Origin of the sequence: Methanobacterium veterum, assembly GCF_000745485.1 — an archaeon.
Lineage (GTDB): Archaea > Methanobacteriota > Methanobacteria > Methanobacteriales > Methanobacteriaceae > Methanobacterium_D > Methanobacterium_D veterum.
This window is the reverse complement of sequence record NZ_JQJK01000009.1, coordinates 58,413-69,872: the sequence shown is the minus strand read 5'-3', so window position 1 is coordinate 69,872 and position 11,460 is coordinate 58,413. Positions and strand designations below refer to the sequence as shown.

Sequence of the window (11,460 nt, the reverse complement as noted above, 5' to 3'; positions counted from 1 at the left end):
TGATCATATAAAAAGTTCAATTTTAAGTTAGATATGTTGGATTGAAATATTAATTTAATCCACATAAATCCTGAAAATAGGATCTTAATCAATTTAAATATATAATTAAGCTATTATTTCCTTTTAATAGTTAAAAAGAGAAAGTTTTTTTATATGGAAAGTAATTCATAATTAAATAGGATATGATTAATTCAAAGTGCTGTTACATTATTCAATTTATTAAAGGGGGAAATTTTATGGATATAGGAGATTATTATTCAAAATCAATTGAAAGTTTTAGAAGAAATTGGAAAATAACTGTACCTTCTATAATAGCTTCAATATTAACGGTATTATTATTTATTGTGGGCTTTTTTGGAGTAATGGCAATTTTATCGCCTAATTTAAGCATTATGTGGAATTTCACACCATCTATATTCTCTCAAATTAATTTAAATACCCTTCTTACAGCTGGTTTGATTCTACTAATCATTGAAATATTGATATTTGTTATAAATGCATTTAGAACTGCTGCTACGGTTGGAATGGCTAAACAAATAATAATGGACGGCTCTGCAAGTCTTGATATTGCATGGAAAGATGGAATAAAATATTTCCCCAAAATATTCGTAGTTTCAATTATAAAGATGATTTTGATGGTTATAGTAGCGGCACCGCTAATTTTAAGCTTTTATCTGCTTTTTAATAACATGATACTAGGTGGAATTTCACTGCTTTTAGCGGGTTCACTGATATTCTTCATTGGTTATATCTTAATTTCACTGATATTCTTTGTATTTAACCAGTCAGTAGTTGTAGGTCAAAAATCAGTTATAGGCTCAATTAAAGACAGTTACCATATATTCTGGAATAATAAACTAACAGTATTCCTTGTCGCGTTAATTAATGGTGTTATTTCACTGGTAATAGGTTTTATACTGGGAATTATTTTTACACCTTTAGCTGTGGTAGCCGGTCCGCTTGCAACCCAGGTTGCAGGGCTTTTGGTAAGTATCATACTTGTTCCTTATTTTGCCCTGGTGATGACTTACATGTATATGGAATTAAAAATGGGCTTTCAGTGGATTAACGGCGATGTAAAGGATCATATAGTGTCAACTGAAAAATAAGGAGTTCAACTGGCAATATGAGCTATAATAAGATATAAAAATAAGAGAATGTTTAGATCCTAAAAAAACACTAAGTTAGAGGAAAAAGAAATTAAAAAGCGTAAAATAGATGTAATTTTACATATTCTCAACAATTACATTTTCAAAACCATTGAAAACGTTGTTATCTATTTTAACAATTAAATTTTGAAAATAGGTAAATACAACATCATCTATTTCTCAACAATCATATTTTCTAATTCATCGAAAACAACGTCTAATCCGCACATACTTGGCACATAATTGGCTGCTTTAGCTGAATCCACTCCAATAACATCAAAGCCGAGCTCTTCAATCGGTGCAACTACCATACATGTGTCGCATACCATTTTTCCACCTGCTTTTTCGATTATGTCTGTGTAGCCCATTCTGTCTGCTGCAGCTTTTACTGAAATTGATGTGCAAACCCACAACTCGTTTTGAAGCTGTTTTCCAGCCACTTTCTCTGCAATGGTCTTGATTTCTTCGATGGATGCATGCGGGCAGCCTAAGCATATTAAATCCGGTTTTTTGCTGCTTGTTGATAGTTTTTCTCTGGTTTCGCTAATTTCTTCCCTTCCAATGCTGATTTTTTCCAGATCGCTGGTTTCCAATCCTTCAAGTGCAAACTTGTATTCTGGAGTTAAATTTTCAACATGGTAAAGTGCAACGGCGCCTGATGAAGCAAGTGCAGCACCTAAACTTTTCAAATTATCTCTTTTTGAGGTGTTTTTAAATCTAAAATAAGGAACTCCATCACCAACAGCTTTCCCAACAAGGTAACCAATAGCCCCATAGTCTGTTCCTTTAATTTCAGTTTCAAGATCGACAATTAAATTAGCTTTCCTTTCTTCGTCAAGATGGTAACCATATTCTGGGGTTTTTCCACAGATTGCAGCCGAAAGTGCCCCAGGTCCCCCTTCTCTGTTTGTTTTAGCACCAATTACTGAGTTTACATATGCTACAGCAGATGATTCAGACCATGCGATGTGATCTCCGGTCATAGGAACGTTTCCGACAAGATAAGGGGTACATGTACATGTGGTGGTTATATCCATCTTCCTGTAGGCTTCAATTATTTTTAGCTGCCATTTTGTAAATTCATCACTAAATCCAAGGTCTCTTCTGTCAAGGTCAACACCAGCAGGGTTTAAGGTTGATGGAACTATGACTTCTGCATCCTGAGCCATATCCTTTAAAAACTCTAAACCGGCATCTCCAATTGTTTTATATGAAACTCCCGATATCTGTGCTGATGTTATGTTCACCAGCTTTTTAGCGTTGTATATATCGCCTAAGGCGACTAATATTTCCATACTTTTTTGAACTGAAGACCCATATTCGCCTTCGAGCATTTTTTCTTCTTGGGGTGTAAGGTACATAAAAATCACTAAAATTTTAAATTTATTAGCTTCAACTGGAAGCTAAATTGGTGTATTTTTTATAGTTAATATCTTCAAGATTTATTTTGAATTTATTTTTATATTCAATTTAATTTAATTTATATTTACCCGGATCAAAAATAGTAATTTATTTTATATTTTACATGTTTTATTGGCAACACCGCTCAATACTAAGTTTTAATGGATAAAATGTTGAAATTACCTGATTTAACTGTATTGGGATGTATTAAAGTAAATTAATAAAAATAGAGAATAGAAATTTAAGTTAGAATTGGATTTAAAATAAGAAAAAATTCATTGACGGATCTGAGTCCCAACTATCTCATCAACGATATCAGTAAAATTATCCATATCTTTAAAAGGCACCACTGCACCTGCAGCGATATTATGACCTCCACCAGCTCCATTGAAGCTTTTAGCAGCTTCACCAAGGGCATAACCTAGGTTCACACCTTTTCTAATGAGTTCCATGCTGGTCCTTCCAGACACTTTTATGATGTTATCCATTTTGGATATGGCAATCACTGGCTTATTTGGGTCTAAAATTTCAAGTTCCAGTCCAATACTGGATATTGTACCCATTAGACTTTTTCTGGATTTGTCTTCAGTGTAAATATATTGAATATTATCCAAGTGAACTGATCCTTCTTTTTTAATCCAGTTTATACCCTTAACAAGACTGTCTCTGTACTTTTTAGCAAATCCTATGCCTTCTTCAAGGGCATTCTCTCTTTCCCCGATACAGATGCTCAGTCCGACACCGTACTTTTTATTTTTACCGCAGGCATCAAGGATCCTTGAATAGTCTTCGATATTCCTCAAAACGGGAGTTTCACGGGGTATGCTGTAAACTTTGTCAAATATTTTAGGAGTTATTTTCATGAGTTCTTCTTTTAACAGGTCTTTTTCTTCTTCTGCTAGATCGTCGAACTTAATTCCATAGGATAATCCGCGTTCTTCCAGGAATGCTTTAGTTCCTTCAGGATCTCCAGAAATACCCTTTAAAGCAGGGTTAAAAGTATATGAAAGTGCTTTATAGAGTGGTTCTTCCTTTTTGTAGGTTATTTTAAGGTCTTCATGTTCTTCGATTACGCCAGCATTGAGGCCTTCGTCAAGCATCATCTTGTTGACGCCTATGATTTCCTCACTGCACTGCATATCCCCATAGGCACCGACTAATGCAAGCCCTGTAAGCTCTACATTGTCCATTCCGCGGACAGTTAAATAAGAAACTCCTGAGGCGCTCACGTCTCTTGTTCCGTCCATTCCAAAGAGATGTGGGTTTACATGAACTAAATTTTCATATTCTTTGTCATGATCACCTAACACCTGGTGGTGGTCGGCAATTATTGAATCAGCTTTTAATTTACTTATAAGATCAGGGTATGCACTACCCATATCACAGAAAACGAATAATTTGTACCTTTCATTCCTTAATTTCCTTACAAACTCTTCTTTGAGTCTTGGAACTATTGTGACATGAAATTTACCGCCTTGTTTGGAAATTGCGTTACACATTACTCCTGCAGCGGACAGTCCATCAGAATCATTGTGTGAGATTACTCTCACAACATGATCCTTTTTAATATGTTCCTTTAAAAGGGAACAGGCTTCGTCAGCTCTATTTAACAAGTAATGCTGCGCTTCTTGGGTCATATCTCCATCCTTCAGGGAGTACACCTTCTCTTGTGTAGTATCTGACTAATCTTCTTATTTTAGATTCGATAATCCTTAAACCTCTCCTTGTGTGGAGATCTTTTGGATTTTCTTCAAGGTGTTCCCTTATGTTTACTGCTCTTCTTATGAGGTTCATGAGGTCTTCAGGGTATTCGAGTCCCTGGTCGTGTTTTTCAAGGATTTTGGTTATTTTCTGTCCGGTTATGAGTTTAACATCTGGGATTCCGTACTGGTCTCTTAATATAATTCCGATTTTACTTGTGGAGTTTCCTTCTTTTGTGAGTTTTAAGATTAACTCTTCTATTTCTTCGGTTGAGTATTCAACCCATTCAGGCTTAATTGCCATTAAAATCACCTCTTAATTAATTTAGTTAGTTTAACAGAATTTTACATGGATTAATCACTTGCAGCATGTTCATTTAACCATGATGCAAATTTTTCAAGCGACATTCTCCTGTGAGAAAATTCATTTTTTTCATCTGTTGTAAGCTCTCCAAAGGTCTTATCGTACCCTTCTGGAATAAAAAGCGGATCGTAAGCAAATCCATAATTTCCCCGCTCTTCGTATGCAATATGTCCTGGAACAGCGCCTAAAAAAACCTCGGGCTCGGCTTTGGGTGTGCAGTAGCCAATAACCGACCTGAATTCGGCGTACCTGTCTTCAACATCATTCATGAGCTTTAAAATGCCTTTATTACCAAGTGTTTCCTGCACGTAGGACGAATAAGTCCCTGGAAACCAGTTTAAGGCTTTTATAAAAAGACCAGCATCTTCTACTATTGCAGGCCCTTCTAGTTTGCTTGCAGCATACTCTGCGCCAAATTTGGCCACATCAACCAGCTCTCCCTGCACTTCAGGGTAGCCTAGATCTGTATGTTCAAGCTCTATGCCAAAATTTTCAAAAATTCCTTTGGCTTCTTTAACTTTGTGTTTGTTACCAGTTATAAATGTAATGCTTAGAGTCATTTTATACCCTCTCAATATATAGTTTAACTATACCGCCATAAAAATGTTTTTACAATTACAAATCCATTTTATTTGTGCTAAAATGAGCTTTAATAGGTTTATGCAAGATATTCAAAAGAATATGTAATGCTAAATTGATTATTTATATTAAATAGCTAATGAGATATTAAAATTTTGATGCATAAAATTTATATAAGAAAGTAGTTAGATCAAAATGTGAATTGGATAAAAATCAGCTACCACTGATTCCATCCATGTTTCACTTTATTCAGTTATTCGTTGGATGCCTGGAAATATATTAAAATGGCTATCGAATGTATATATTTCCGTACATCCTCTATTTTTCATGCTTATGTATGCAATCGCATCATTAAGACCGATTTTGTTCTCTTTGTATTTTTGAACGATTTTATGAGCTTCCAGCATATCTTTTTTTGATGTTTCAATTATTTCGAATGCTGGATTATCTATTAAAAACCGTTGGATTCGCATCGATGTTTCATTGTTGGTGAAGGAGTCAATTATATTAATGACTTCTGAAATTTGAACTGTTGTAATATAAACAGTTTCTTTTCCTTGTATTAGGCGATTAACAATTTTTTTAGCATTTTCTTTTATTTGTATTGTTTTAGGACTTAAATCCTGTTTTTTTTCGTTGATCAAAGCATGTATGATCACGTTTGCATCTATACATCTCATGGTTATTCTTTTCCTGTAATTTCATTTTCTTTTTGAACCTTTTACGATTAGTTCTTTTTTCATTGCTTTCCAATCGCTTCGGTCTGATTCAAGGTCGATCTCTATTGAACCAAAAAGATCGCTGATATCTTCTGGTTCGTAAGGAAAGACATGTATTTCACCATCCGTAATTTGTAATTTAACAGAGGAGCTTTTTAAGTGTTCATTTCTCCATTTTTTTGGCAAAACAATCCTTCCTTGATTGTCAACCTGTTTTACAACGGTGTTGTCTAAATCTAGCATATTTGTGTTCCTCCTAAAAAGGATCATAAAAAATTTTCATAATCCTTATAGGTACTATGGGTGTTTAAGGTATATAAAATTTTCTACCTAAAAAAAATTTTTACCTAAAATTAGTTTTATACCTAAAAATTAGCATTAATTTTTACTTAGTTAATATAGTATATGTTCTGAGCGATTTATTTGTAGGAATTTTTAAAATTAATAGTCATTACTACTGATTTTAAGGAGTACATATTGTTTTTAATAATTAATATCTAAATTTGCGTAAGATGGGGATTAATATCTCGACGCAAGATTGTACTGGCGAGATTTTATAATTTTTACAGAGGAAAAGTAGATGTTAATTATATTCTATGGAAATTTATTGGCACTAGTTTTAAGTTTCTATTCTAATTGAAACTTTATATAATCCCTCTTTGTATTGAATATTTTCAATTATTGAATCAGTAATTTGAAATTCATACCACCATTTCGGAATCGGCTCATAATATTCGAATGTTCCAAGATCATGACCATCAATAGTTAATATTTGATAATGATTTTGAGATATATCTAGTCTAGGCGCTAAAAGTACATTATCTCCTTCATTAATTAGATTAATGAGCTCAGAAGTCAAATTAATAGTAATTAAATCTTTAAGAAATACTTGTCCATTATAAGCATTATCATTCATTAATTGAATAATATGTCTTGAAACAGTTTTTTTAATTCCTTTTTCAATTAATTGTTCTTCAGTAAGATTATTGAACCATTCAACTATTTTTTTTGGATTTTCAATAGTATAAGGGCATATATCTGCTAGAGTTAATGCCAAATATCTTTCCTGATTTAAGTATGGCAAAATACATACTGCTACTGGATTATTAACCCCATATTTAAACATCCCTGAGAAGTATGAACATATTGATGGAATATCCATAGATTTGTCCTCTTCAATCATTTTAAGATAATTTACAATACTGGTTAATCCCCAAGGTAGCCTATAACCACCCATATCCTCTAAAAATAAACGTAATTCAGTAGGATCATTAGTAAATGTGTTTATATGGTCATCCTCAACCATATTTAAAACTTCTTTACCTTTTAACCATGAAGAGATTATTTGAGGCCATTGTTTGGGAATAGGTCTATTATCTACAATTTCTTTTAACTGTAAAATGAATTTTGAAATTTTAATTAATAAATTAACTCGTTTTTCTTCTGAAAGCTCATCCCAAAGAATAGATTCCTCAAATAGGTTGTACAAATATTCCCTATTATTCTCAATAAGTTCACAATCTGAAAGTCTCATTCCTAATTTGTATATACGTTTACGAACATTAGAACTGGGATATTTTGACCAAATATAATGAATACGAGAACTTAAGATTTCATTTATTAAATCTATACTCAAATATGCATCACGCCTTTGTTGTAATTGTATAAATAAAAGTGAACCTTCCAATATTTCCTGTAAAGTACTTGGTGATATTTCTTTAACATCGGATTCTTCAGATATTGCCAAAAGATGAGAATCTAATATATCCATCCACACGCGGAAGAAATTTTGATTATCTTCATCTATCCAAGTATAAGAATTATTAGCTAAGTTAATACATAACTTGCTGATATCTACATCGGGATACTTCCTTTTCCATTCCCTTACAACTGTATATAGCAATTTATAGATCATACTAACAACTTCAGATGTTTTAAATCTATGAATTACTAGATTTATATTTGCTAAATTCCGCTTGTGTTTATCAAATTTTATTGTTTCATCTAAACAAAAGAGGATTTGGCCTTCATTTTCTTTACCTGCTCTTCCTGCTCGACCACAAATATTCCAAAAACGAAGTGAGTCTAATTTTTTTCCCATATCGATATATAAACCTTTAATAAGTACAGTCTTAATTGGCAAATTTACGCCTTCCGCAAGAGTAGTTGTCGCTATTATGAGCTTAATATCATTTGCACGAACTAAATCTTCAATAGCAATCCTTACACGACTAGGTAGGCCTGCGTGATGTATTACAAATCCATTTTTAAGAAACTTAAGCAAAAACGAGCCTTTCCCCATTTCTGATTCAATTATTCTCTTACATTCTTTAAAGTATTCACTTTTTTCGTTTATGGAAGGTAACTCAAAATCTTTACCTTTGGATTTTTCAATTATACGTTGTTTCCTTATTGCTTGTAATATAAGATCACCAAAAGGTTTTGCCTGACGTTTTTGCGGGACAAAAACAAGAGTAGTACCTTTTCTTGCAAATAATAATGCTGAAAGGGCAAAAGCTTCGTTGGCATTATTAGGAAATGGATTTTTTAGTCTCCCAGCGCCGGGAAGCCCCTCAATCTTTGTTCTTTCAACAAAGTTAGGCACGAAACAATCTTGATTAAAATTGTCATAAAGATTATGAGTATAATTTATCCAGGCACTTTCTCCTCTCCATGTTAATCTACCTAACATTAGTCTAGAAGGTCTCCAATCTGACTCTATTAGTTGATTAGATGAACCTGTAATCCACTGTGCAAACTGCTTTGCATTTGGTAAAACTGCAGAAATAAAAAGGAATCTACAATCTTTATCATTAAATCTATTTAACAGTCTTTGGATAAAAAACTCAAACATTAAACCTCTTTTAGTAGTATCAATAATGTGTCCTTCATCAATTATTATCAGTCCTATATCTTCTGCTATATCTGGAATATATCTTAAAATAGCATCAAATTTTTCAGGTGTCAATACTAAAATATGTGTCTCTTGAATTAAGGTACTTTCAGCAGGATTTAGATCAAAACCGCCATATATCTCTGATACTTTATATCCAAGCAAGTTAAAATTCTCTCTAAATTTTTTTTCAATCTCTAAAGCCAATGATCTAAATGGCGCAATATAAACACATTTTCGAGGTTCCTCTAATGAATCTAAAAAAAATCTTAAAATAGTTAATTCAGCTATACGTGTTTTACCTGCACTTGTTGGCATCTTTAGACAAAAACTTCTTTTTTGCTCATCAATAACCATTGGCATTGCGGAAACTTGAGAAGGCCATAATTCAATAACAGGAGGTTTATGACTTAGCTGACTTCTTATGTATTTTTTAGTTATATCTTTATTATCCTCTTTAAATGAATCCAATTGTTTCCAGAGACTATTTTCATAATATTCTTTGAATATAAATGATAAACTGTATAGCCACCACCACCAATCAACAAATCTGTGTTTTTTGGCTAGATTAATTGAGTGTTCTATTATTTTAATTGAATTTTGATAATATTCTAATTTACCTGTTTTCACGTACCCTACATGAAGTGAAACTGCTTTGGCAATCGAATAATTAAACACTCTCGAAATAGCTTCATTTTCATCGATATTACCTTCTAAAATTTCATTAGCAATTATTTGATCTTTATATTTTCTGTCATTTAGTATATTCAATGCTTTAGTTAATGCTCCTTTTAGATCTTTTTTTAAAAAGGTGGCAATAAGTTTTTGAGGATCAGAAAGTTCTAGTTTCCCATCAATTTCTTTTGATAATACATAAGCTGAAGCATAATTACCTGAAATGTAATATGCTAAAATAGAATTGAAAATTACTTCATCTGAAATGCTAGAATCACATCCGGGATATTTGTATAGGTATTCTAAGGCTTCAGCACCTTTTTTTAAATAATCTTTAGCTGGTTTTTGATATTTTTCAAATTCTAATAAATTTAAAGCGCTTAAAATTTGAAAATTAGCCATATAATATAATCTAATATCTAAATCTTTCTTAAAATGTGGCCATTGTGCTTTATTGGGATTTAAGTTGCTTATAATTGATCTAGCATGTGCTTGCGCCTCTAATCTCATATCCAAATAGTCTTCAGAGAATTTTTCTAAAGTTTCAAACAATATTTCTGGATTTTGATTAGACATTTTTAACCTCAGCTACGCACTTTTCGAATATTTCATCTATAAACTTATTAAGATCAGGAAGATGTATACTAATTACGCTTAGATTTTCCACAATTTCAGATCTCTCTGAAATGGGTTTAAAAGGATCACGTGGTTTATTATCCGTAATAATAAAAATCCAATTATGTCTTGGAAAACTATGTTTGCCGAGGGTGCCCATGAGTTTTAACAATTCAAATGCTAATTTTTTATCTACATCTTTCAAAGCTGTGTAAACTAAAGATAAGGAAGTTGGTCTAACTTCATAAGTATAATCCAGCCTCTCATGAGCTTCATTTACTGTTCTGCTATTATATCTTGTTAGAACTTTAGCTTCACCAATACAAAGAGTTTTTATCTCGTCATTGACAATATTAAAAGCCAGTATGTCCTCACCAGGCATTGGTACATTTGGATTTGCAGAATGCCTCAATTTAAATACGGGCATTTCATAGTTATATCTCTGACATAAGTGTTCTGATGAGATTATTTCTCCAAAATTACCTTTTTTGGTACGAGATGATTTAGGAATGTCTAAAATTAAATCTGCAGTTATATCGTATCCTAAATCCTTTAATTCTTCGCGCGAATCAATTTTTTCAGGAGTAATATGGTGATCTATAATTGCTTCAACAAGTGCTTTTTTAATGTCTTCGCGCATACCATCAATTTCATTTACTCGTATTGCATTAAATTTTTTAAATTTAGGATTAGGATGACATTCAAACCAAAAATTATCGAAATTATTTCTTTTAATGACCTTACCCTTAACCATTTTAACGCCTAATTATTTTCTATAACTTATGAGTTCTATTTTGCAACAATATGTTTCTTCTACATATTTTTACATAATATATGTCCAATTATCTGTTAAATCCACATTAAATAATATATGCGATTATTAATCCATATATTGGGGTCTTAAAACACATTTATGTATTTTATAATCCTCTAAAGTCCTCTCGAGTAGTTATTGGTAACTTCATTGTATTAACTTTTCGATTTTATCTTTCAATTATGATAACGATTACATTGACTTTGTCTTAACAATTAAAACCTGTTATTTGTTGACTTTTATAATTAAATACTGTTTTCTGAAGGCCTAAAATTATTCCAGAGTGATTTCACGTATCTTTGTTATAATTTTAATACTAATGTTTCTTAAGGACGTTTGTGAAATTTTTATGAGAATAAATGTACTCCTTGAAAAAAATATGTGAGCCATTTTCTGGATTTGTTAATTACATTATTTTATGTGATCGCCACATTCATAAGCAAACTTTTGATATTATTTTCAGAGGAACAGTTAATCTGTTTTTTATTATTGAAATGTTATTAAAAAAAATTAAAAGTAAAAAAATAATCAAAAAAACATCTAATGATAAGA

9 protein-coding genes are annotated in these 11,460 nt (G+C 32.0%); 1 reads left to right on the top strand and 8 read right to left on the bottom strand.

Annotated features, from left to right (window positions below; genetic code table 11):
- The first annotated feature begins 236 nt into the window (after positions 1-236).
- Positions 237-1,109, top strand: a complete 873-nt coding sequence (locus EJ01_RS03950; RefSeq protein WP_048082248.1) for a DUF7847 domain-containing protein — start codon at positions 237-239, stop codon at positions 1,107-1,109.
- A 212-nt stretch (positions 1,110-1,321) separates the two neighbouring features.
- Here the strand turns inward: EJ01_RS03950 and EJ01_RS03945 are convergent, their stop codons facing one another.
- From EJ01_RS03945 to EJ01_RS03910, 8 genes are all read right to left on the bottom strand, one after another.
- On the bottom strand, positions 1,322-2,509 hold the full coding sequence (locus tag EJ01_RS03945) for an aconitase X catalytic domain-containing protein (RefSeq protein WP_281174066.1): 1,188 nt from the start codon (positions 2,507-2,509) through the stop codon (positions 1,322-1,324).
- Positions 2,510-2,824: 315 nt separating this feature from the next.
- Complete coding sequence (locus EJ01_RS03940) at positions 2,825-4,186, bottom strand: single-stranded-DNA-specific exonuclease RecJ (protein ID WP_048082246.1); 1,362 nt, start codon at positions 4,184-4,186, stop codon at positions 2,825-2,827.
- Positions 4,152-4,553 carry a 30S ribosomal protein S15 gene (locus EJ01_RS03935; RefSeq protein WP_048082245.1) on the bottom strand — a complete coding sequence of 134 codons (402 nt, stop codon included), beginning with the start codon at positions 4,551-4,553 and terminating at the stop codon, positions 4,152-4,154. Before EJ01_RS03935 ends, EJ01_RS03940 begins: the two co-directional genes overlap by 35 nt.
- Positions 4,554-4,603: 50 nt before the next feature.
- Positions 4,604-5,173 carry an XTP/dITP diphosphatase gene (locus EJ01_RS03930; protein ID WP_048082244.1) on the bottom strand — a complete coding sequence of 190 codons (570 nt, stop codon included), beginning with the start codon at positions 5,171-5,173 and terminating at the stop codon, positions 4,604-4,606.
- Between the two features lie 264 nt (positions 5,174-5,437).
- Entirely contained in the window at positions 5,438-5,872 is a 435-nt protein-coding gene (locus tag EJ01_RS03925) for a type II toxin-antitoxin system VapC family toxin (protein ID WP_048081991.1), read from the bottom strand.
- Positions 5,873-5,893: 21 nt separating this feature from the next.
- On the bottom strand, positions 5,894-6,154 hold the full coding sequence (locus EJ01_RS03920; protein ID WP_048081992.1) for an AbrB/MazE/SpoVT family DNA-binding domain-containing protein: 261 nt from the start codon (positions 6,152-6,154) through the stop codon (positions 5,894-5,896).
- Between the two features lie 376 nt (positions 6,155-6,530).
- Positions 6,531-10,055: a DEAD/DEAH box helicase gene (locus EJ01_RS03915; protein WP_048081993.1), complete on the bottom strand. Its 3,525-nt coding sequence runs from the start codon at positions 10,053-10,055 to the stop codon at positions 6,531-6,533.
- A complete protein-coding gene (locus EJ01_RS03910; protein ID WP_048081994.1) occupies positions 10,048-10,848 on the bottom strand; it encodes a Hachiman antiphage defense system protein HamA in 801 nt (266 codons plus the stop codon). Before EJ01_RS03910 ends, EJ01_RS03915 begins: the two co-directional genes overlap by 8 nt.
- Positions 10,849-11,460 lie beyond the last annotated feature (612 nt).

Bases quoted from the DNA above. Each gene is read 5' to 3' on its own strand.
- EJ01_RS03950 (WP_048082248.1), top strand. From the start codon at position 237: ATGGATATAGGAGATTATTATTCAAAATCAATTGAAAGTTTTAGAAGA.
- EJ01_RS03945 (WP_281174066.1), bottom strand. From the start codon at position 2,509: ATGTACCTTACACCCCAAGAAGAAAAAATGCTCGAAGGCGAATATGGG.
- EJ01_RS03940 (WP_048082246.1), bottom strand. From the start codon at position 4,186: ATGACCCAAGAAGCGCAGCATTACTTGTTAAATAGAGCTGACGAAGCC.
- EJ01_RS03935 (WP_048082245.1), bottom strand. From the start codon at position 4,553: ATGGCAATTAAGCCTGAATGGGTTGAATACTCAACCGAAGAAATAGAA.
- EJ01_RS03930 (WP_048082244.1), bottom strand. From the start codon at position 5,173: ATGACTCTAAGCATTACATTTATAACTGGTAACAAACACAAAGTTAAA.
- EJ01_RS03925 (WP_048081991.1), bottom strand. From the start codon at position 5,872: ATGAGATGTATAGATGCAAACGTGATCATACATGCTTTGATCAACGAA.
- EJ01_RS03920 (WP_048081992.1), bottom strand. From the start codon at position 6,154: ATGCTAGATTTAGACAACACCGTTGTAAAACAGGTTGACAATCAAGGA.
- EJ01_RS03915 (WP_048081993.1), bottom strand. From the start codon at position 10,055: ATGTCTAATCAAAATCCAGAAATATTGTTTGAAACTTTAGAAAAATTC.
- EJ01_RS03910 (WP_048081994.1), bottom strand. From the start codon at position 10,848: ATGGTTAAGGGTAAGGTCATTAAAAGAAATAATTTCGATAATTTTTGG.